The sequence below is a fragment of the Thermosipho japonicus genome, assembly GCF_014201655.1.
GTDB classification, from domain to species: Bacteria; Thermotogota; Thermotogae; order Thermotogales; family Fervidobacteriaceae; genus Thermosipho; species Thermosipho japonicus.
Genome location: NZ_JACHEX010000001.1, coordinates 230,644 through 253,187 on the forward strand (window position 1 = coordinate 230,644; position 22,544 = coordinate 253,187).

Here is a 22,544-nt window from a genome sequence, read left to right on the forward strand (position 1 = left end):
AGGGGGCTAAAGTGAAAAAGCTTTTTCTAATATTTTTAATACTTACATCAACAATATTTGCAACAACATTTTCATTAAGGTATGAAAATATAATATATACATCAGATACAAATAAGTACTTTTCAAATGTATTTACTCCTGCCATTAAATATCAAAACGATAATTTTTCTTTTTTTGTAGAAATGACTTTTTCAAACGATGGAAAATTTCCAGTTTTTTACGAAGAATTCTACGGTGATTATTACATAAAATTTAAAAATTCCGGAGTAAGTTTAAACCTTAATAACGTAAAAATCTCATTTGGAAATTTAGAAAACTATGATATTGTTAACTCTCCGTATTCATTATTTATTTCGTCTCTTGGACATTCAAAGCCAACTATTTCTTTTAAGTTTGAAGATAATAATTTTAAGTATGAATCAAGATATATTTTAATTTCATATGATGATTTTGTGCCCCTAAATCTGTCAACAAAAAGTTCTATTGATAAGGGATTAAACTTAAAATATTATGCCATAAAGTATGGAAATTTTACATTTGGATATGAAGAAGCTTCAGTATATGTAAACAGGTTATTCGATTTTGAATATTTTTCTAATCCTTTACCAAACTTTTTTGTACAATACTACCATGAAAATGTTTCATACAATGGAATAAGAAGTTTTAATGACAATTCTTTAATGGGATTTTTTGCAACATATGAAGATTTTGAAAAATATTTATATGCACAAATACTCATAGATGATTTTAATGCAAATAGATTTTTTAACCCGGATAATCCAACAGTTGATAAGATTGCATGGTCTTTTGGAGGAACATACAATTTAAATAATTATCTGAAAGCTAAAATATTCAGTGCTGGTGCAACAAAATACACATTTCAACCTTCAGCTGACTCAGGAAATCCTCTATATTATGGATATACTTACTTTGTAGTTGAAAAAATAAAAAATTGTATAATAGACTATAAGGATAATTACATTGGATACAAATATGGTGAAAATAATCTTGCACTTTTATTAGGTCTTGAATATTCAAAGGATTTTAAATTAAGTGGAGTTCTTGAATTTATTCTTTCTGGGACAAAGTCGCCAATAAATCCTTGGACAGAGAAGAATAGTTCAACATATGAACGTGGATTTAATCTTTTAAATGAGGGGAAAATCGAAAAGACCTTCCTTTTATCTTTAAACTTATCAAAAAAATTTGGTATAATGGAATTAGGCGGATTCATTAAACTGGAAAAAATACTCAATGTTTTAAAATTAGTTGAAGAAGTAAACGATAATGTTAAAAAGCCATATTATGCTCCGTCAGATGAAAATAAAACAATATTTGACCTCTCAATATTTGTAAAAGTAAATTATAACCTATAAAGAAAAGGGGGATCACATGAAAAAGTTAATATTAATTCTTTTTGTAATTACCTCCTGTATTTTATTTTCTGATACGGTAGTATTAAAAGATGGAAGCCAAATAAAAGGGGAAATTCAAACAATAAATTCTGGTGTTTTAAGTATTAAATCTCTAGTTGGCCAAATCGTTTCTTACACCGATATTGTAAAAGAAGTTTACTTTGACGAACAAGCTACACCAACTTCTGGGGTATGGATAGAACCTAATGAAGGTGAGTGGATAAGAATTCCTGGAAAATTAACCAAATTTGATGGAAACTCCGGAACAGTTCTTTTACCAGATAGCGGAACTTTTGTATTTTCAAGTAGAGAGGCCATAAAATATATTAATTTCATTGAAAGTTCTACAGAACTAGATCTTTCACAAAACACATCTGTTGTTCCTGGAAAAACCGACAAATTAAAAGTAACTTTAAAAAATGGTGATACTTTTTCAGCTGTCTTTTCATCCAGGCTTGGTGATATAATAACATTTATCGTAGAACGTGGAATTATATCAATTCCAACTAACCTGATTGAAAAAGTGATTTTCCCTGAAAACTCAAAATATAATTCTCTTTTTACACTTAAAGATGGCGCAAAAATATATGCGAAAATTTTAAAATTTGAATCTAATAGCTTCTTAATTGAAACAGCAATAGGTGTTATATTTATTGATTTAAAGATGGTACATAATATAGAACTACTTTTTTAACTGTAACAAAATTTTTATCAAAAATACTGATTGGTTGTTAAAAAAAGATAGTAAAATTTTTCACGAGGACCATATAAAAAGGAGGGAAAAGTATGAAAATAGCTATCAACGGTTTTGGAAGAATAGGAAGATTAGTTCTTAGGGAACTTATACGCCGCAATAGTGACATTGAAGTTGTTGCTATCAACGATTTAACCGATGCTGCTACATTAGCTCATCTTTTCAAATACGATTCAGTACACAAAGTACTACCTAATGAAGTTAAAGCTACAGAAAACTCTATTATAATCGATGGTAAGGAAATTAAAATCTTTGCAGAAAGAGATCCTGAAAATCTTCCATGGAAAGAACTAGGTGTAGATGTTGTTGTAGAATCTACAGGAGTATTTAGAAACAGAGAAGGTGCTGAAAAGCATTTAAAAGCAGGTGCAAAAAAAGTTGTAATTACCGCTCCTGCTAAAGGTGAAGATATTACAATAGTTTTTGGTTGCAATGAAGAACAACTTTCTTCTGAACACAATATCATTTCCTGTGCATCTTGTACAACAAATTCAATTGCATCAATTGCAAAAATAATTAATGATGAGTTTAAAATAGTAACTGGTCACCTTATTACAGTACACTCTTACACTAATGACCAAAGAATTTTAGACTTACCACACAAAGATCTTAGAAGAGCTAGAGCAGCTGCTGTTAACATAATTCCTACAACAACTGGTGCTGCAAAAGCAGTTGCAGTGGTTGTTCCTGAATTAAAGGGAAAACTTGATGGAATGGCAATAAGAGTTCCTACACCAGATGGCTCACTTACAGGATTAAGTGTAATAGTTGAAAAAGCTACTTCAGCTGAAGAAGTAAATGAGGTAATCAAAAAAGCTACAGAAGGTAAATTAAAAGGAATTATTGGTTACAACACTGAACCAATTGTAAGTAGTGATATTGTTGGAACAAGATTTGCTGGAATCTTTGATGCGACATTAACTAAAGTTATGAACGGAACATTGGTAAACGTATTCTCATGGTATGACAACGAATATGGATACACAAACAGAGTTGTTGATACACTTGAATTAGTAGAAAAGAAATTATAAAAACTAATAAACTTTTTCCATAAATGGGGGCCGTGTTGCCCCCATTATTAAAATTAACAGGGAGGGATAAAATATGGAAAAATTAACAATAAAAGATATAGATCTAAAAGGAAAACGAGTTATAATGAGAGTTGATTTTAACGTTCCTATGAAAGATGGAGAAATTACTGATGATACAAGAATAGTTGAAGCACTTCCAACAATAAAACATGCTATTGAAAACGGTGCTATTGTGATTTTACTTTCACACCTTGGAAGACCAAAAGGCGAAAGAAAACCTGAGTTTTCTCTTGCACCTGTTGCCAAAAGGCTTAGCGAACTTCTTGGAAAAGAGGTTACATTCATTCCAGAACTTTATGGAGAAATTGTAAATGAAAAAGTTAAAAATGCAAAAGAAGGAGATGTTATTTTACTTGAAAACACAAGATTTGACAAAGGTGAAACTAAAAATGATCCAGAACTTGCGAAAAAATGGGCTGAACTTGCCAATATACATGTAAACGATGCATTTGGAACAGCCCACAGAGCTCACGCAAGTAATGTTGGAATTGCACAGTATATACCAAGTGTTGCTGGATTTTTAATGGAAAAAGAAATTAAATTCTTATCTAAAGCTACAACTAATCCTGAAAAACCATATGTTGTTGTATTAGGTGGTGCAAAAGTTTCAGACAAAATTGGGGTTATAACAAACCTTCTTGATAAAGCAGATAAAATTTTAATCGGCGGCGCTATGATGTTTACTTTCTTAAAATCTCTTGGATACAACGTTGGTTCATCACTAGTTGAAGATGATAAGTTAGATCTTGCAAAAAGAATTTTAGAACAAGCAAAAGAAAAGGGGACCGAAATAGTTCTTCCAGTTGATGCTGTATGTGCTCAAAAAATTGAAGCAGGAGTTGAAACAAAAACAATTGATATTAAAGATGGTATTCCTGAAGGTTGGATGGGGCTTGATATTGGACCTAAAACAGTTGAACTCTTTAGAAATAGTATATCTGGTGCTAAAACAATAGTTTGGAATGGGCCAATGGGAGTTTTTGAAATAGAAGATTTCTCAAACGGAACTAAAGAAGTTGCAATTGCTATTGCTGAAGAAACATCAAAAGGAGCTATTACAATCATTGGTGGTGGAGATAGTGCAGCAGCAATCTCAAAATTTGGACTTAAAGACAAAGTATCACACGTTTCAACAGGTGGTGGAGCATCTCTCGAATTCCTAGAAGGAAAAGAATTACCTGGTATAGCATCAATTGCAAATAAAAAAAAAATAGAAAACTAATATTGGCTGGAAACTGGAAAATGCACAAAACCCCAACTGAATCTGCACATTTTGCATCAATATTACTAAATGCATTTCATGGTGAAAAAGAATTTGATATTATAGTCGCTCCTACTTTCATATCGATACCAGCAGTACACGAAATTCTAAGAGATTCTAATATTAAGGTTGCAGCACAAAATATGTACTTTGAAGATGAAGGTGCATACACTGGAGAAATATCTTGGAAAATGTTAAAAGAATCTGGTGTTGAGTATGTAATAATAGGTCATAGTGAAAGACGAAACATCTTTGGAGAAACAGATGAAATGATTAACAAAAAGATAAAAAAAGCTATAGAAGTTGGTCTAACGCCTATTTTCTGTGTTGGAGAAAAACTTGAAGAAAGAGATGAAGGCCTTACATTTGCAGTAGTTGAAACTCAAATTAAAAAAGGATTAAAAAATATAGAGGACATTGAAAAAATAATTATAGCTTACGAGCCAGTCTGGGCTATTGGAACAGGAAAAGTTGCAACTCCAGCTCAAGCTCAGGAAGTTCATAGCTTTATAAGGTCACTTATTTCAAAAATGTACTCAAAAGAAAGAGCCGAAAAAGTTAGAATACTTTACGGTGGTAGCATTAAACCAAATAACTTCTTTAGTTTAATAGTACAACCAGACATAGATGGTGGACTAGTTGGAGGCGCAAGTCTTAAGGAAAGTTTCATAGAACTTGGAAAAATTTTAAAACAAGTGATATAATATAGAACTAGGGGGTGAGTCCCCCTAGTTTTTCTTTTACAGGAGGTAATTAAATGCCACACATTCTTATAATTGATGATGAAAGAAATGTAAGATTTTTAATTGAAAAATTTTTGGAAGAATTTTCTTATGATTCTCTATCTACAGTTGAAGAAGCTTTAAAAAACATATTTGAAAAAAATATAAACTATGATCTTATAATTTCTGATTTAAAATTACCTGGAAAGTCTGGCATAGAACTTGTCAAAGCATTAAGGGAAAAAGCAATTGATACACCTATTTTAATTGTGTCAGCATATACAAAACCAGAAATTTTATCTGAATTATTCAAATTCGAACGTGTTGATTTTCTTTCAAAACCTTTTACCAAAGAAGAATTACTTTCAAAGGTAAAAGAATTAATTGATGAACCTAAAGAATCTTTCGATAAAGCATTAAGAATGGCAAATGAATTTCTAAATTCTGGTGATCTAAATAAAGCAGAAAAACTTATTAAAAAAATGTTTAGTCTGTCACCTTCTTCACCAATACCACATTACCTTATGTATGAATTACTTAAAAAACGCGGAAATATGGAACTTGCGAATAAACACTTGAATGCCGCAAAGTCTCTTGATGAAAACATTGAGGTGAAAAAAGATGAAGAAAACAAATGAATTTTTTATTGTTATTATAGGCTGTGGTAAGGTAGGCGGGAATATTGCCAGTATGGCATCATCCATCGGGCACAGTGTCGTTGTAATAGACAAAAATCAAGAGTCATTCGAGAATTTGTCACCTGAGTTTACTGGTTTTACAATTATTGGGGATGCTACTGAAAAAGATGTCCTCGAAAATGCCAAGGTTTCTAAAGCAGATTATGTATTTGTACTTACAGAAGATGATAATACAAATTTTTTAATCTCTCTACAATGTAAATATTATTTTGGAGCAAAAAATATAATTTCAAGAATTTATGATCCAGAAAATAGCGTTCTATTTTCAGAGTACAACATTGATGTTGTATCACCTACTATGCTTCTAATTGGTGATTTAAAAAATATATTGGTTGGTGAAAGTTTATGAAAGTTGTCATAATCGGTGGTGAAAAAATTGCATATTTCCTTGCAAAATCGTTCTCAAGTAAAGGATATAAAACTTATTTAGTAAACAAAGATCAAAAATTATGTGAGGATTTTGCAAGAGATCTAAAAGCTGTAGTAATCCATGGTGATGCTTCAAAGAAAAAGCTCCTAGAACAATTAGATATTGAAGAAGATGATATCATAGTTGTTCTTACAAACAAAGATAAAGAAAATCTTATTATCACACAATTTGCAAAAAAGATCTTTGGAGTAAAAAATATTGTGACACTGGTAAATAATCCAGACAATATAGAACTATTTGAAAAATTAGGAATTACAGCAGTTGTCAGTACTACCACAATGCTTCAAAAAGCTGTAGAAAATTTGTTATTTGGGGAAGAACTTCAACAGTTCTTATCTGTTGAAGAAGGAAAACTAACGTTCTTAAAAATAGACATACCTGAAAACTCAAAAGCTGTTGGAAAATTATTAAAGGATTTAAACTTGCCTCATGAATGTGTTGTTGGTGGTATACTAAGGAAGGGAAAAGTTATAATTCCACATGGTAATACTGAAATAAATGCTGGAGATAGATTATATATTGTAAGTTTACCAACTGCTCAAGAACAAATCCTAGATATATTAACGGGTGAATAAGTATGCCGAGAAAAAAAGAACAGTACAAACTAATTATTCATAACATAGGATTAGTTTTAATGTATTACACAATTATTATACTTTTTCCATTAGTATTTAATATATTCTATCCAAATGAATTAAAAAATTCTTATGCCTTTTTATTATCAGCCTTTTTGTCTTTTTTTATTGGGTACATTCTTTTTAAAGCTACAAAAGATGTTTCTTCAACAACCGTTACAGTTCGTGAAGGAGCTGTTATTGTATTTTTCACATGGTTATTTGTTGTTTTAATAGGTTCTATCCCTTTTATACTAGTTGAAAACTTGACCTTTTCACAAGCAGTTTTTGAATCAACAAGTGGTTTTACTACGACTGGTTTGACAATGTTTACCGATGTTTCAAAAGTTTCAAAATTAATACTTGTTTGGAGAAGTCTAATGCAATTCATAGGTGGAGCTGGTTTTGCACTTATAATGATGGGCTCTGTCATTGGCCCCAAAGGATTTGGTCTATATCACGCTGAAGGTAGAGTAGATAACATTGCTCCAAACATAAAGCGTTCAGCAAGGATTATTACCCTCATTTATATAACTTATGCATTTTTAGGAACAGTACTACTTGATATAGTTGGAATGCCTTTGTTTGATGCCTTCAACCATTCATTAACTGCTCTTGCAACAGGTGGTTTTTCCGTAAAGAATGCAAGTATTGGAGAGTACAATAACTTAAGAGTTGAAATAGTTACAATCATTCTAATGTTTTTAGGTGGAACAGGTTTTGGAGTTCATTATACACTCTGGAAAGGAAACTTTAAGGCCTTCTTTAAAAATGGTGAACCTTGGTTAATGCTCACAACAATATTTACTTTTTCTTTAATAATGGCCTTTAACGGTATTGGAAAAGTATTTTCTACCTTTTCACAGGGCTTTAGGGAGTCTTTATTTCAGACTACATCCGCACTAACTGGTACAGGTTTTTCAACAGTGGATTTAACAAATCCTTTATGGATCAATTTTGGCTTAGGAATGTTTATACTTACTTCATTGATGATGGCCGGTGGCGGTATGGATTCAACCGCTGGTGGATTAAAACAATATCGTATTTGGGTAACTATCAAGGTATTACTACATTCTGTAAAGGAATTTCTTCTGCCATCAAAAAGTGTTACCAAAATATCTGCATGGAAAGGGCAAAATAAAAATTTCATTACGAATGAAGATATTAAAGAAATTTTTCTAGTTTTTTCAATGTATTTTTTTACATTTTTCGTTGGAAGTTTAATACTAAGCTCATATGGTTATAACCTAACTCAATCTATGTTTGAATTTGCTTCTGCAATGAATGGCGTAGGGCTATCTTCTGGAATTACTTCACCAAATATGCCCCTTGGGGCAATGTGGACCCTTACTATTGCAATGTTTACTGGAAGACTGGAATTTTTAGTTGTAATTTACGCTATTGCAAAACTAATTAATGATTTATCCGAAAGTATAAAAAAGTAGTTTACATCTTCTTTTTTAATGTTACGTAAGAGGTAGGCGTTTCATATACCTTTATTTCATATAGAAAATATCTTTCACTGTTTAATTCCGTCTCTAATTGTTTCCAAATCCACTCAGCAATATTTTCCGCACTTGGTTGTGGAATTATTTCGTTTATATAAGAATGATCTAATTTACTTAAAACTTTTTCTTTAACAATACGCTTTAGTTCTAAAAAATCTATAACCATACCTTCCTCATCTTTTTCACCAGCAACGGTAACTACTAGTTTATATGTGTGCCCATGCAACTTTTCACACTTTCCATGATACTTTACAAGATTATGTGCTGCATCAAATGTAAACTCTTTTGAAACCAGTAACATCTTAAATGATTCCTCCTTACTTTAAATAATTTCTACTTTTTTTATCTTTGCATTTTCATCTTTTAGTTTTGCTAAAAAAAGTTCTACATCTTTTTCTTTTGATAACTTCCAATTTCTCTCAATTAATATTTTATATGCTAAGGTATCTATTTTTAAAATAATATCTCCTTTTCTTATATTATCCTCCAAAGGAAATTCTTTGTCAAAAATTATAACCATTCCTATATATGATGAAAATCTCATCAGCTTATTTTTCAACAATACATAGTCAAAAAAATCCTCATAGACTAAATCAAATTCATATCTTTTTTCTATTTCCTCAACTATCAATTTTACCACGTTATAATCCAACCCCAAATCTATCATCTTTTTTAAATACATCATTTCATTTGATACATTTGTTTCACTATAAACCAAGTATTTACCCACTTCAAAAAATGCTTGTCTATAATACATCCTTACTGATAAAGCCCAATCAGAGGAAACTGATGGTAAAAAATCTCCATTGTATATATCAAATGCTTTTTTTAAAGACTTTGTATCTTTTTTATCCAAAGAAACCAAAGATAATCTTTCAAAATTTCCAAAATCTGTTTCTATTTTATTAGACATAACAGAAACTATAGAATCTTTAGTATTTAATCTTGCAATATTTTTTAACTTTTTATTTATTTTAGAAAAAAATACTGTTATATCATTGCGGCATGGCATCTGATCAATCTCCCACACATTTTCTAATATATTTTCAACACTTACATGTTTTTTGTAAATAACAAAAGCAAGAATTTCTGACTCTTTAGGAGAAAAATGTGTGTTTTTCAACTCTGAAATTAAAAAATCTCCAAATGTAATAACTTTTATGCTCTCACCTTCTTTCAAGCTAATTATATCACGTAAATTATATAATTAATTTTATATTGAGTGATAATTTGATTACATCTCAGGTTTTAATTTATATTAATGTAGTATTATCAATTTACAGAAGAAAAATAAAGACAAAAAAAGTGTTGTTGTTATGTAAATAATTTTTTAAGAAAGGAGGAAAGGTAAGATAATTCTATAAGAACCACAAAAACTAAGGAGGGGAAACTATGAGAAAGATGTTAATTACTTTATTAAGTTTATTTGCTTTATTTATTTTTGCCGATGCAACTTCTGTACATGTACCTGGCTGTGATTGGGAAGAATATACTATTGATTCTTCTATTACAATCTATGTCCATCAATGGATGGATCTTGATTATGAATGGTTAATCGCTGATTTTGATATTTGTGACTATACTCAAACAGGTGATGTTGATGTATTAACTTTCACTCTTGACTCCAATGCTCCTGTTAATGTAATTCCATATGCAGATTACAATGGACTTGATGCTTATATAGATGCAGATGTTTATGTCACAAAAGATGGTAACCCATTTGTCCCTACAAATCCTATTGATGATGGACTTTATGTTATAGGTTTCACCATTAATAGTATCGATCCTGATTTACCTGCTGGCGATTATCCTGTAGTTCTTAGCCTTACTTTTGTCCCTACCGTTTCTTTCTAGAGATAACTAAAACATATCCAAGTAGTTTAAACTTTGACTACTTGGATTCTTAAAATGATACTTTCTCCTTAAAAGAAAGGAGTTATCATGAAAATACAAATTCTACTACTTATTTTTGTTTCATTACTTTCATTTTCAAATAACCATATTATCGGGAAAGTCAACATAAAAGTTCCTCCAGAAATAAATACCGAGATTAAAACTTTCAAATATAATCTATGTAATACATATGAAGAAAGCAACTGCCAAAATAGTCTACTTCTAAAAATGACCTATTCATCAAACTACTTAGTATTTTTAGTAATTTCTTATCCAAAAACAATAATAGATAATTTTATATTTGTATCAGTTAAATCCTACATCAACAATTTTCAAACAGCAAATTTTTGGTACACAGGTAGCAAATGTTATAGTTCAGACAATTACGTTCTTACACCACTTTCAAACAATGGAATAGTCAAATTTCTCTTTAAAAATAGCAAAAAATCTAAAACTATACCCGCTGGAAAGTATACTATACCAATTGAGTTTAAATTCTATCCAATTGTAAAGTGGTGAAATATCAGTGAAAGGAGGAGAATATTTTGAAAAAGATCATAATATTTATGTTAAGTTTGTTAGCAATAAGTTTACTTGCAACTACTCAAGGTAATTTTATCCATGTCTCTGGATGTACTTCTACCAGTACTGAGCTAAGTAATACTATAGACGTTAGAGTTTATCAATGGATAGATTTAACATGGGATGCAACTCCTTACCATATCTGTGATAAAGAAACAAATGACCAGTATTTTGATGACGGTTTTGTACTTTTGTCTGTTGAATACTTTTCAAATGCAGATGTTCAAGTTTCAGTAGATTTTCCTGATCCACATTTTAGAAATGAATTTTTAGAAATATTAGAAAACATATCAATCTATTTCTTTGTAAAATCGATTGATGCAGTATCTAATCAAGATAGTTATTTTCAATTTAATTATAACATGGGAGATTTAACAAGAATGGGTACAGACACTACAATACCTGTAAATCTACCACTTGTAAGTCAAGGCTCAATTTTATTCACAGTAAACACTGTAACTTCTGATCCTGGACCATATGAAACACCTGCTGGTGTCTATCATTTACCAGTAAGATTCACATTTAATCCTACAGTAAGTTGGTAACCACAAAAACTAAGGAGGGGAAACTATGAGAAAGATGTTAATTACTTTATTAAGTTTATTTGCTTTATTTATTTTTGCCGATGCAACTTCTGTACATGTACCTGGCTGTGATTGGGAAGAATATACTATTGATTCTTCTATTACAATCTATGTCCATCAATGGATGGATCTTGATTATGAATGGTTAATCGCTGATTTTGATATTTGTGACTATACTCAAACAGGTGATGTTGATGTATTAACTTTCACTCTTGACTCCAATGCTCCTGTTAATGTAATTCCATATGCAGATTACAATGGACTTGATGCTTACATAGATGCAGATGTTTATGTCACAAAAGATGGTAACCCATTTGTCCCTACAAATCCTATTGATGATGGACTTTATGTTATAGGTTTCACCATTAATAGTATCGATCCTGATTTACCTGCTGGCGATTATCCTGTAGTTCTTAGCCTTACTTTTGTCCCTACCGTTTCTTTCTAGAGGCAAATATCACCTAAATGTGAAATCCCATATACTTTGAGTATATGGGATTTTTTGAACTTAATTTTGATTTAGAATTAACCGTGAAATTGATATAATTAATATATGATATATTCAAATAAAAACATAGGGGGCATTCAAATGAAAAAAACACTTTTTACCATTTTAATCCTATTTGCTTTATTTTCTTCAATTGACTTTGCTGTAACTATTTATCCCTTAGTAAACAGGTTAAATGTTGAAGCAAATCAAAAAACAATAGAGCTCACAATTAATGTTGCAAACAATAGTCCTAGTATAGCAGACGTTGACGTCGAAATATCAGATTTTGTAATAGAAGGCTCCAAATATCTCTATGACATCCCAAATTATGCATTTAGTATTAAAGATTGGATTACAATTGAAAGCACACATTTAATTTTACAACCCGGTCAATCAATTGACTATCCAATAAAGATAAATATTCCTTCAGGTTTTAAAGGAGCACAAGCATTTGGCGCAATACATTTTAAACAAAAGGGAAAGCAATCGGAAGTTTTTGAAACAATTTTTGACTACATTTCACTTATAATATTAGATTTTCCAACTGTTAAAAATATCAAAGCACAAATTCAAGATGTGTCAATATACGATCTAACTACAACTGCTTCAAAAACTCTTATTGACAAGTATGGCAACTTTGGAACAGTTATTGATATCAATGTAAAAAATAATGGTAACGCAGTGTTAGCTCTTAATGGGGAAATGAGGCTTATCTCCAGAGAGATTAACAGAATCATCACTTCCATACCATTAAATAGTAATAATTTTGTTGTCTTTCCAGATAGGGCTAATAATTTTGAATTTTTTATTCCATATGTATTGCCGAAAGGAGATTTTGAAATACAAATGGATGGTATATCTCAAAATGTACGTGTTACAGCTTTTAAAAAGCTAAAAATCGAAGGAAAATCTTCTGATAGAGTTGCAGTAATGATTGATCCTGAAATAATTTTAATAAATGTAAAAAGAACAATTGAAAATTTAAAAATAACAATTCAAAATCTTTCGCCTTTATCAACTGAATTTGGTCTTTCTACAATTTCGAAAGCTTTAAATATATTACCTGGTAAAATTAGATTATCTCCTTATTCAAAAATAAACGGTTTTGTAAAATTTGATAGTAGACTTGAAAAACTTAAAGATGGTGATAATGTTTTTAAAATTAATATCGATAGTGAAAATGAAATTAGCCTTTTTAAAAATCCAAAAATAGTCTTAAGATATGGTAACTTAGAACCAAATATAGACTCATTAATTACAGATGTTTCAACAAATACGTTTGCTTTAAATGTAAAAAATACGGGAAATACAATAGTAACTTTTAAGGTCATAAGAACTGAAAAACTTCAATCAAATGATTTAACCAATGAAATTATACTATTTCCAGGTGAAATTAAAAAAGTTTTTCTTGAAATACCTTACAATGAAATCATCAAGAACAGTACTTTTATAATGTACAAAATTTATGGAGAAACTGATTATAAATATAAAAAAAATATAGGAGATGTTAGAAAATGAAAAAATATTTAGCAATCTTAATAATATCGTTAATTACATTAGCTTTTTCTGTTGATATCTATTTTTATCAAACAGATATAAGAGATGCTTTAAATCAACTGGGAATGCAAGAAGGCGTTTCCATAATATATGATCCTTTAATATCTGGTTTCATAAGTGTTGAAGCTTACAATATAACTTTAGAAAAAGCTCTTGATTTAATGTTATTACCTCTTGGATATTACTGGACCAAAATAGACAATGTATATTTTGTTGGTACTGCAAATCCTGATAGTCCTAATTTTGCACTAATTTCAAAAAAATATCTTTTAAATCTAAGATTTATAACCTTTGATGACCTCTACAATGCTTTACCAAAGGTAATGACAAATTATATATACAAAACACCCAATAAAAATCAAGTCCTCATATATGCCCCTGCAAAAATAGCATCCCAAATTGCTGAAACAATAACTCTAATAGACAAACAAATACCTGTTGCAGAAATCCAAGTTAAAATAATAGAAATAGATGAATCCGATTTTATAAAATTTGGTATATCTTGGAATAACGAAGAAAACAATATCACATCTTACAATAATGGCAATTTACAATTATCTTTAAATCCTTTAAATGTAAACTTTAATATTATAATGGATACTTTGATAAGTTCTGGTAATGCAAAGGTTCTAGCAGAAGGAACACTAAAATTAAAATCAAATTCTACGGCACAAATTACAGGATATACAACTGTTGGTTTTACTCTTGGCAAAGATAACACTTATGTTGAAAAAAAGATCAACACTCAAATCATTATTTCTGGATATGTTTTTGCAGATCATGCAAATCTCACACTTAAATCCGTTGTGGAATCATTTATACAAAATTCTTCAACATTTACACCAGTTGGTGCCTCAGTTGAAACAAATTTAGATATAAAATACGAACAACCTTATTATATAGCTGGGCTATCTTTTGACTCAGTTACAAAACAAGATGGCGGAATCCCAGGTTTAAAAGATATTCCCATAATTGGTAATCTTTTTAAAAATAGTACATATACATCAAGAAAGAAAAATATAGTAATATTCATAAAAGCAAGATTGGCAGGTGAAAATCTATGAAAAAAATAATAATTGTTATATTAGCATTGTTCTTAACAATTTATGCTTTTTCAATAACTAAGAATGTTTATTTTGAAAATATGGATATAAAAGATGCACTCATACAATTAGGAACCCTATATAATACATCAATAATTTTTCCTGAAAACTTGAATGGAAAAGTTACGGTAGAACTCTACAATGTTTCAATTGAAACAGCATTAAATGTTATACTCTCAAATTTTAATTATACATTTGAAAAAATTAATGATGTCTATTTTATAATAACTGATCAATCGATACTATATTATAAATCACATACATACACTCCAAAATTTAGATCTCCAGAAGAATTATCAAAACTAATTCCATTTAAAAACTATATTGTCGGAAACAACATCATTGTTTATTGCCCTGATGATTTGTGGAATAATTACAAAAACTTTTTAGAAAATATCGACAAAGGTGCGAAAAATAATACTATTATTTCTTATGCTATTTACTACATTAAAAACTCAGAGTTAAAAAATTACAATATAGATACTAAAAAACTATTAGAAGCTCTTCCATATACAAGTAAATTTAATTACATATTGAATACATTTGGATTTTTTACAGGAAATGATCCAAAAGTATTTGTTAATGGTTCAATAAAATTAAATGCAAGTGTTAATAATTCAGAAATAATTTTTGAAATTTCAACCGAAAATGATTCAGCAAGCACAAAATTTCCTGCTAATGAGGGAGAAATTAGAAAAATTTTAGAGGGAAAATTTGGAAAATTTATTGTTATAACAAATATCAAAAAGATAAATTATGAATCTAGTGGTTATAAAATAGAAAAATTAAAACTCCCCCTTAAAAATTCCTTTAATTTAACATATTTCTCTAACCAAAACCTTTTAATGTCTATTTCAACTGAAAATTTATCAATGTTCTTTGAAAAAAACGCTTCTTCTTACTTAGGTGCAAAATTTAATCCTATTAACGATTTTTGGATAGGAGGAAAAATAAATATTCAAAAAGCAACTGAAACAAATATCTTTTTTGAAGATAAATTTTCAATAAATCCACTTTATATAGAATTTAATATCGATAAACCGTTAAATCTAGAAAAAATGGAGTTGAATAATATTCTTTCAAATTTATACATGAAAATAGGAATTGGATTAAAGTATTACATTGACGAGAATGTATTCATAGATATATCAGCATTTTATGATTCACTAGAAATTATTTCTGGAAGATTAAAACTTTTCCACAATAATTTTGGAGCTGTACTTTATATTGATCAAAATCTAAATTATGGTGGAGGTATATATATTAATTGGTAAAACAAATCCCCCAGCTAATTAGCTGGGGGATAATTTCAATTTTTAAAAACTATTTTTTCCACAGACCGTGAACATTACAATATTCTCTTGCATGTACTTCACTTCCTTTGGCCACTTTAAATTCAGCCTCGGGTTTGTCACCTGGATTTAAGAACTTTCTATAAACTACTCCATCCACAATTAATTCTATCCATTCTATATAGTGTTTTTCTTCCATAGGATGAAGAGCATTTTCGCCAACTCTTACTCTATATCCATCTTCCACTTCTTCAATAAATGGTACATGTTTTTCTGTTGATGTATCAGCTGTCTTTTCTTCAAGCAATTTCATGGGCTCTCCACAGCAAACCAAGGTTCCTGCACCTTCGTGAAGAACTTCTACTATATTACCACATTTTTCACATTTATATACTTGAATTCTTTCAGTCATACTTATCCCTCCTTTGGTGCATAATAACACCTTTTTGGACTTTCTATTTTTCCTTCTTTTTTAAGCTCACTAATGAGCTTACTAACTACTTTTGAATCTACTCCCAATTTCTCAGCAATTTCCCCTGTTTTCATCGGTTTACCTTCCTTTTTTAAAACCTCTAGTACTTTTTCTTTTTCCATATTATCCCTCCCTGTTCATGTTAAGAGGGACATATTGTCTTTGTGCTAATTCTCTATCAAGCATGAATAAAGCATTTTTATTATCTCCGACAAATTCCAATCTAGTAAGTATTTCTCTTGCATTTTCCTCTTCCTCAACTTGTTCATCAATATACCATTGTAAGAAATTAAATGTTGGCCTATCCTTTAACTCTTCGGCTATATCAACTAACTCATTAATTTTTCTTGTAATATGTTGCTCGTGTTTGAGTACCTCTTCAAATGTATTTTTTATACTTCCAAATTCAAATGGTGGCTCTTTTATTTCATACAATTTAACTCTTGCACCTTGATTTACTAAATAATTATATACCTTCATTGCATGATCTTTTTCTTCCATAGCTTGGACCTTCATCCAATTTGCAAAGCCCTTTAATCCCATATCTTCAAAATATGCTGACATTGATAAATACAAATATGCCGAATACAATTCTTCATTAATTTGCTTATTTAATGCTTCTGCCATTTTATCTTTTAACATACCTATCTCCCCTTTTAATTTAAGTTTCTTTCAGCAATTTCTTTTGCCAAGTGTTCTAACTTTTCATATCCTTCACTATCAACCAAACCCTTAACCGTTACCGGTTCTAATAGTTCAGCCTTTAGATTTGATAACATCGACTTTATTTCATCGATAAACTTTCCGCCCCAACCATATGAACCTACTATTGCAAGATATTTTGTTTTTGGTCTTAAAGCATTTACCAAATAAATCGCTCCTGCAGCAATCGGATGAACACCAGTTAAAACCATTGGAGTTCCAATAACAACTGTCGATGCTTCTACTAAATCAATTGCTATTTCTCCTATATCTGCATTTACAATGTTGTGCAATTTTACTTTTACACCTTTGTCCATCAAACTTTCAGATAAATATTCCACCATCTTTTTTGTGCTCTCATGCATTGAAACATACAATATAACTACCTCATTTTCAACTTCATTACTTATCCACTTTTTATATGCCTCAATTATCAACTTAGGATTTTTATAGACAGGACCATGACTTGGTGCAATCTTTTCAATATCCAGCATTTCAACCTTTTCAATGTTTTTTTTCATTGGAACTCTAAATGGCATCATAATTTCTGCATAATACCTCTTGGCCATCTCAAGTAATTTCTCATCACCCACTTGCTCAATTTCACTTGTTGCAAGGTGTGATCCAAATAAATCACAACTAAAAAGTATTTTATCCTCTTTTAAATAAGTAACCATAGTTTCAGGCCAATGAGTCCATGGTGTAAATATAAACTTTAAAGTTTTATCACCCAATGATAACTCCTGACCATCTTCAATAGTTATCACATCTTCACCTTTAATATGAATGTGAGTTTTTAAAAAATCTGCACATTTTTTATTTGTAACAACCTTTGCACCAAATTTTTCCACAACTTTTCCAATTAATCCAGAATGATCTTGTTCTGCATGGTTTGAAATTACATAGTCTATCTTTTGAATATTCAATTTTTTTAGATTATTCATAAATTCTTCTTCTTTTCTTGGCTCAACTGTATCAATTAGTGCTATTTTTTCAGTCCCTTTTATTATGTAAGAATTATAAGTTGTCCCGTTAGGAAGAGGAACCAACTCATCAAAAAGCTCCCTGTCCCAATCAATTGCTCCAACAAAGTACACATTTTCTACTATTTTTCTAACCATAACTTATTCCTCCTCAAATTGATCCTTTGGCACCCCGCAAACTGGACATACCCAATCTTCTGGTAATTCTTCAAATGGTGTTCCTGGTTCTATTCCATTATCGGGATCTCCAACCTCTGGATCATAAACATACCCACAAACTGTACAAACGTACCTTTTCATAAATATCCACCTCCAAAAATTCTCTAATTTATGGAGCGGGAGACTCCCGCTCCTACAAGTCACACATATATTATACTATAATTTTACTTATTATTTAATTTTTTATGACAGAACCACCAATCAAAACATTCGTACTCCTTTGTCCTTTGTTCTGCATCTTTAACTGTTGATGCTGGTGGCACAATAGCTTCATCATTAACCAATTCATTATTTGGCCAATTTGCCGGTAAAGCTACTCCATTTTCGTCAATTACTTGGAAACCTTTCACCATTCTTAGTATTTCGTCCATATTTCTACCAAGTTCCTGAGGATAATATAAAACAGCTCTTAAAATACCTTTTGGATCAATTATAAAGACCGCTCTAACTGTATTAGTACCTTTTGCAGGATGAATCATACCAAGCATTTCCGCAATCTTTCCTCTATCATCAGCAATAACAGGGAATTTAATTTCAACACCTAGCTTATCTTTTATCCATTCAACCCATTTGATATGAGAAAACACCTGATCAATACTTAACCCGACCAATTCAGTATTTAATTTTTGAAATTCATCAAATCTTTTTTGAAATGCCACAAATTCAGTTGTACAAACAGGCGTAAAATCTGCAGGATGGCTGAACAAAACAACCCATTTTCCCTTAAAATCATCTGGAAATTTAATAACTCCTTTCGTAGTAACTGCCTCAAATTCTGGAATCCTCTCACCAATCAATGGTATACCCATAACTACTCACCTCCATTTAAACAATTTTTACATATTCCAACTAAACAATACTGAATATTCATTACTTTATGGCCCTCAACTGAATCAATTTTCGGGACTTCTGGAAGAGCTTCAAAAACATCATAAACCTTCTTGCATTTGGTGCAATAAAAATGATGATGTTCTACAAATTCAAAATCATATCTTATAGATGAAGGAGTAATTATCTCTTTAATAACTTTCTTCTCGCTCAACAGAGAAACAGTATTATAAACCGTAGCTCTTGAGATCGCATGAATCTTTCCTTTCAAATGTTCATATATTTCATCTGCAGACGGATGCTTTTTACTTTCAACAATAAATTTTAAAATTTCTATTCTTTGAACTGTTGGGCGAATATTTCTTTCCTTAAGCATTTCAGCATATCTTTTCAATGAACTCACTCCCATCTATACTAAGTACATTTTTATTATAAATCCATTTTTAGACATTGTCAAGTATTTAACAGTTTTTTATTAATATTTTGATTTAAATTCCAAACATCCCATTAAAACTGTTTTTTTTGACATCAAAAAAATTAATTAAAATTTATGTAATAAAAATTTGAAAAAAACGTTCCCCAACTTTTAGCCAATTTATCTTTTGTAATCTTAACTTTAGTGTAAAATATTCATCGAAAGGGGGAAAATTGTGGTAATTATTTTAACCATTGTTTCAATTTACGCTGTAGTAATAACAGCACTTTTTCTAAAAAAGTCTTTATCTTCTAGTCGCTACAATATAAAAAGCTTAATCTATGATTTTAATGATTCATTATCTGATAGTAGTAATGATTTTTCAAACAAAGTCTTATCTTACATTTCAAAAAATTTTTCTAAAATTGATTCTGGAGCAATTTTTCTTAAAAACGGCAACTCATTTATTGAACTTAACTCATTTGGTAATAAAATAGAAAATAATGACAAGATTTTCTTTTTTAAAGACTATTATGTTAAGGAATTTTTTATAGACGAATCATATGCACTTAGAACCGTATTTCACACAATCAAGAATCTTTCAAAAGAAGAAAAAGAAAAGATTGAAATTTTAACAGGATTAATTTCTTCGTCTGAGATTATCAAAAATTTAATCAAAAAGAATGGAAAGTTCCAAATTGATCTTATGCTTTCAATGATAAAAATATTAGAATATTATGACAGATACACCCAAGGACATTCTCTAAGGGTTGCAGAGCTCTCGAAAAAAATCGCAAAAAAAATGAAACTTTCTCACAAAGAAATTTCTGACGCTTACTGGACAGGGCTTGTTCATGATATCGGAAAAATAGCCATACCAACAGGTATTCTAAACAAAGAAGGAAAATTAACTGACGAAGAATTTTCAATAATAAAAAAACACCCAATATATGGTTATGAATTTCTATCAACATCTGAAACCCTTAAGGATATAGCAACTTATGTTTTTCATCATCATGAGAGATGGGATGGAAATGGTTATCCTACAGGTTTGAAAGGAGAGATGATTCCTATTATTTCAAGAATAATCGCGGTTGCTGATAGCTGGGATGCAATGATAAGTAAAAGAGCGTATAGAAATGCTTTATCTAAAGATTATGCATTACAAGAGATCATCAATAACTCTGGGAAGCAGTTTGATCCTAGAGTGGTTAAGGCTTTTCTGGAAGTTATTGAGGAAGAAGAAGATAATATTTCCATTGCATAAAGAGCCAACTTTAAAAAGTTGGCTCTTTTTTTATATCATTATACATCAGGAGGTGTGGGGGGAAGATGAAAAACGACTTTCTTGGAAGAAGTCTTACAGTGATTGAAGATTTTTCAGTTGATGAACAAATGTTTTTGTACACTCAAACAAGAAAACTCAAAAAACTTTGGAAAGAAAAAAGTAACATTTCCGAATTTCAAATCAAAAAGAACGTAGGAATTTACATCGTCTTTGTAGAACCTAGCACAAGGACCAAAGAATCTTTCATCAACGCAGCAAGATTTCACAAAAATGCAAAAGTAAATATTTTTGATTCAGAGCATTCATCATTTAACAAAAAAGAAAGCTACTTAGACACCTTTAACATGCTAACGGGATATAGTGACTACTCAATTTTTGTTCTAAGAACAAGACTTGAGGGAACATGTAAGTATTTAGACGAGAAAGTATCAGAATTTGCTGAAAGACACGGTATAGAAAAACCTGCATTTATTAACGCCGGTGATGGCAAGCACGAACATCCAACTCAAGAATTATTAGATGAATACACTTTTCTTGAACAAATGGATTTTGACAATTCTTTTATTCACATCGCTCTAGTTGGAGATTTACTTCATGGAAGAACTGTTCACTCAAAAGTTAATGGCCTAAAAATTTTTAAAAATGTTTTAGTTGACCTGATTGCACCTGAAGAAATATCAATGCCATCTCATTATATCAAAAAGATGAAAGAAAATGGTTTTGAAGTTAGAATCTTCGATTCCATTGAATCATATCTTAAATCTACCGATAAGGTAGCAAAAATATGGTACTTTACACGGCTCCAGCTTGAAAGAATGGGAGAAGATATTTTAGAAAAAGAACATGTGCTAAGAAAAAGTGTCACCTTTAGAAAAGAATTTCTAGAAAATATACCACAAGATGTTAAATTTTATCATCCTCTTCCAAGGCATAAAATATACCCAACTATACCCACTTTTTTAGATAACTTACCTCTCAATGGTTGGGAACAACAAGCAATAAATGGATATTGGACTAGAACAGTTCTACTATCAATGCTTGGCGGAGCATTAAAAGCAAATTTTGATACGTCTTTTAGAACTCAAGAAAATGATGATGATTTTATAATTCCTGCACCAATTGTAAATGGTACCAAAGGAGTTTTAAAAGAAGGAAAAAGAGGAATAAAGCCAATTGAAAACGGAACAGTAATCGACCACATAGCAAAAGGAAAAGATAAAGATAAGATTTTTGAAACTATAATAAAAATAAGAAAAATATTAAAATTATTTGATCTTGATAGCGCAGATGGAATATTCAAATCGGAAAATGGCGAATTTAAAGGTTACATAAGTCTTCCAAATAGATATCTTTCAAAAAAAGAAATAAAAATGTTGTCCGCAATCTCTCCAAATACTACTGTAAATATAATCAAAAACTCTAGAGTGGTTGAAAAATACAGAATATTCTTACCACCTTTTATCTACGGATTTTCAGAATTAAGATGTAAAAATGAAAATTGTATCACAAATCCTGTAAATGGAGAAAATGCTGAAGCATTTTTTATAAGAAATAACGAGGGAGAGCTTGTATGTAAGTACTGTGAAACGCCTCATTCGTTCGAAGAAATTTGGAATATCTAATTAATAAAGTGCCTGGATATC

Annotated in this window: 27 protein-coding genes; 18 read left to right on the top strand and 9 right to left on the bottom strand. The window is 30.2% G+C overall.

Annotation, left to right across the window (positions count from 1 at the left end; translation table 11 throughout):
* The first annotated feature begins 11 nt into the window (after positions 1 to 11).
* From HNP65_RS01220 to HNP65_RS01260, 9 genes are all read left to right on the top strand, one after another.
* Positions 12 to 1,376 (top strand): hypothetical protein, encoded by a 1,365-nt coding sequence (locus tag HNP65_RS01220; RefSeq protein WP_184618570.1) that lies wholly within the window; start codon positions 12 to 14, stop codon positions 1,374 to 1,376.
* 16 nt (positions 1,377 to 1,392) lie between these two features.
* Complete coding sequence (locus HNP65_RS01225) at positions 1,393 to 2,109, top strand: hypothetical protein (protein WP_184618571.1); 717 nt, start codon at positions 1,393 to 1,395, stop codon at positions 2,107 to 2,109.
* A gap of 92 nt (positions 2,110 to 2,201) precedes the next feature.
* Entirely contained in the window at positions 2,202 to 3,200 is a 999-nt protein-coding gene (gene gap, locus HNP65_RS01230) for a type I glyceraldehyde-3-phosphate dehydrogenase (RefSeq protein WP_184618572.1), read from the top strand.
* A 73-nt stretch (positions 3,201 to 3,273) separates the two neighbouring features.
* On the top strand, positions 3,274 to 4,482 hold the full coding sequence (locus HNP65_RS01235; protein ID WP_184618573.1) for a phosphoglycerate kinase: 1,209 nt from the start codon (positions 3,274 to 3,276) through the stop codon (positions 4,480 to 4,482).
* 2 nt (positions 4,483 to 4,484) lie between these two features.
* The gene (gene tpiA, locus HNP65_RS01240; RefSeq protein ID WP_281364549.1) at positions 4,485 to 5,225 is read left to right on the top strand and encodes a triose-phosphate isomerase; all 741 of its coding nucleotides are present in this window, start codon (positions 4,485 to 4,487) and stop codon (positions 5,223 to 5,225) included.
* A 53-nt stretch (positions 5,226 to 5,278) separates the two neighbouring features.
* Positions 5,279 to 5,881, top strand: coding sequence for a response regulator (locus HNP65_RS01245; RefSeq protein ID WP_126992316.1), 603 nt, complete (start codon positions 5,279 to 5,281; stop codon positions 5,879 to 5,881).
* Entirely contained in the window at positions 5,865 to 6,290 is a 426-nt protein-coding gene (locus HNP65_RS01250) for a potassium channel family protein (protein WP_184618575.1), read from the top strand. Before HNP65_RS01245 ends, HNP65_RS01250 begins: the two co-directional genes overlap by 17 nt.
* Entirely contained in the window at positions 6,287 to 6,946 is a 660-nt protein-coding gene (locus tag HNP65_RS01255) for a potassium channel family protein (RefSeq protein WP_184618576.1), read from the top strand. Before HNP65_RS01250 ends, HNP65_RS01255 begins: the two co-directional genes overlap by 4 nt.
* 2 nt (positions 6,947 to 6,948) lie before the next feature.
* Positions 6,949 to 8,430 carry a TrkH family potassium uptake protein gene (locus HNP65_RS01260; RefSeq protein ID WP_184618577.1) on the top strand — a complete coding sequence of 494 codons (1,482 nt, stop codon included), beginning with the start codon at positions 6,949 to 6,951 and terminating at the stop codon, positions 8,428 to 8,430.
* 1 nt (position 8,431) lies between these two features.
* Here HNP65_RS01260 and queD read toward each other — a convergent pair whose 3' ends face one another.
* Positions 8,432 to 8,794 carry a 6-carboxytetrahydropterin synthase QueD gene (gene queD / locus HNP65_RS01265; RefSeq protein WP_184618578.1) on the bottom strand — a complete coding sequence of 121 codons (363 nt, stop codon included), beginning with the start codon at positions 8,792 to 8,794 and terminating at the stop codon, positions 8,432 to 8,434.
* Between the two features lie 21 nt (positions 8,795 to 8,815).
* Positions 8,816 to 9,673 carry a hypothetical protein gene (locus HNP65_RS01270; protein ID WP_184618579.1) on the bottom strand — a complete coding sequence of 286 codons (858 nt, stop codon included), beginning with the start codon at positions 9,671 to 9,673 and terminating at the stop codon, positions 8,816 to 8,818.
* Between the two features lie 212 nt (positions 9,674 to 9,885).
* On the opposite strand from HNP65_RS01270, the gene HNP65_RS01275 reads away from it, so the two are divergent.
* From HNP65_RS01275 to HNP65_RS01305, 7 genes are all read left to right on the top strand, one after another.
* Positions 9,886 to 10,347 carry a hypothetical protein gene (locus tag HNP65_RS01275; protein ID WP_126992307.1) on the top strand — a complete coding sequence of 154 codons (462 nt, stop codon included), beginning with the start codon at positions 9,886 to 9,888 and terminating at the stop codon, positions 10,345 to 10,347.
* An 87-nt stretch (positions 10,348 to 10,434) separates the two neighbouring features.
* Positions 10,435 to 10,905: a hypothetical protein gene (locus HNP65_RS01280; protein ID WP_184618580.1), complete on the top strand. Its 471-nt coding sequence runs from the start codon at positions 10,435 to 10,437 to the stop codon at positions 10,903 to 10,905.
* Between the two features lie 26 nt (positions 10,906 to 10,931).
* Positions 10,932 to 11,513 (top strand): hypothetical protein, encoded by a 582-nt coding sequence (locus HNP65_RS01285; protein WP_184618581.1) that lies wholly within the window; start codon positions 10,932 to 10,934, stop codon positions 11,511 to 11,513.
* A gap of 25 nt (positions 11,514 to 11,538) precedes the next feature.
* Entirely contained in the window at positions 11,539 to 12,000 is a 462-nt protein-coding gene (locus HNP65_RS01290) for a hypothetical protein (RefSeq protein ID WP_126992307.1), read from the top strand.
* A gap of 141 nt (positions 12,001 to 12,141) precedes the next feature.
* Positions 12,142 to 13,560, top strand: a complete 1,419-nt coding sequence (locus HNP65_RS01295) for a hypothetical protein (protein ID WP_184618582.1) — start codon at positions 12,142 to 12,144, stop codon at positions 13,558 to 13,560.
* Positions 13,557 to 14,663, top strand: a complete 1,107-nt coding sequence (locus tag HNP65_RS01300) for a type II secretion system protein GspD (RefSeq protein WP_184618583.1) — start codon at positions 13,557 to 13,559, stop codon at positions 14,661 to 14,663. Before HNP65_RS01295 ends, HNP65_RS01300 begins: the two co-directional genes overlap by 4 nt.
* The gene (locus HNP65_RS01305; protein WP_184618584.1) at positions 14,660 to 15,976 is read left to right on the top strand and encodes an STN domain-containing protein; all 1,317 of its coding nucleotides are present in this window, start codon (positions 14,660 to 14,662) and stop codon (positions 15,974 to 15,976) included. Before HNP65_RS01300 ends, HNP65_RS01305 begins: the two co-directional genes overlap by 4 nt.
* Before the next feature lie 49 nt (positions 15,977 to 16,025).
* On the opposite strand, the gene HNP65_RS01310 is transcribed toward HNP65_RS01305, so the two are convergent.
* From HNP65_RS01310 to HNP65_RS01340, 7 genes are all read right to left on the bottom strand, one after another.
* Positions 16,026 to 16,406, bottom strand: a complete 381-nt coding sequence (locus HNP65_RS01310; protein ID WP_184618585.1) for a desulfoferrodoxin — start codon at positions 16,404 to 16,406, stop codon at positions 16,026 to 16,028.
* A 2-nt stretch (positions 16,407 to 16,408) separates the two neighbouring features.
* A complete protein-coding gene (locus HNP65_RS01315) occupies positions 16,409 to 16,588 on the bottom strand; it encodes an HTH domain-containing protein (RefSeq protein ID WP_184618586.1) in 180 nt (59 codons plus the stop codon).
* A 1-nt stretch (position 16,589) separates the two neighbouring features.
* Entirely contained in the window at positions 16,590 to 17,108 is a 519-nt protein-coding gene (locus HNP65_RS01320) for a ferritin (RefSeq protein ID WP_184618587.1), read from the bottom strand.
* 14 nt (positions 17,109 to 17,122) lie between these two features.
* The gene (locus HNP65_RS01325; RefSeq protein WP_184618588.1) at positions 17,123 to 18,289 is read right to left on the bottom strand and encodes an FprA family A-type flavoprotein; all 1,167 of its coding nucleotides are present in this window, start codon (positions 18,287 to 18,289) and stop codon (positions 17,123 to 17,125) included.
* Positions 18,290 to 18,292: 3 nt separating this feature from the next.
* Complete coding sequence (rd, locus tag HNP65_RS01330) at positions 18,293 to 18,451, bottom strand: rubredoxin (protein ID WP_004102330.1); 159 nt, start codon at positions 18,449 to 18,451, stop codon at positions 18,293 to 18,295.
* Between the two features lie 83 nt (positions 18,452 to 18,534).
* Positions 18,535 to 19,179 (bottom strand): peroxiredoxin, encoded by a 645-nt coding sequence (locus HNP65_RS01335; RefSeq protein WP_004102328.1) that lies wholly within the window; start codon positions 19,177 to 19,179, stop codon positions 18,535 to 18,537.
* Between the two features lie 2 nt (positions 19,180 to 19,181).
* Positions 19,182 to 19,592, bottom strand: a complete 411-nt coding sequence (locus HNP65_RS01340; protein ID WP_184618589.1) for a Fur family transcriptional regulator — start codon at positions 19,590 to 19,592, stop codon at positions 19,182 to 19,184.
* A gap of 256 nt (positions 19,593 to 19,848) precedes the next feature.
* On the opposite strand from HNP65_RS01340, the gene HNP65_RS09940 reads away from it, so the two are divergent.
* Together HNP65_RS09940 and HNP65_RS01350 are read left to right on the top strand one after the other, a co-directional pair.
* Positions 19,849 to 20,880, top strand: coding sequence for an HD domain-containing phosphohydrolase (locus tag HNP65_RS09940; protein WP_184618590.1), 1,032 nt, complete (start codon positions 19,849 to 19,851; stop codon positions 20,878 to 20,880).
* A gap of 65 nt (positions 20,881 to 20,945) precedes the next feature.
* Complete coding sequence (locus tag HNP65_RS01350) at positions 20,946 to 22,523, top strand: bifunctional aspartate carbamoyltransferase catalytic subunit/aspartate carbamoyltransferase regulatory subunit (protein ID WP_184618591.1); 1,578 nt, start codon at positions 20,946 to 20,948, stop codon at positions 22,521 to 22,523.
* The last annotated feature ends 21 nt before the right edge of the window (positions 22,524 to 22,544 follow it).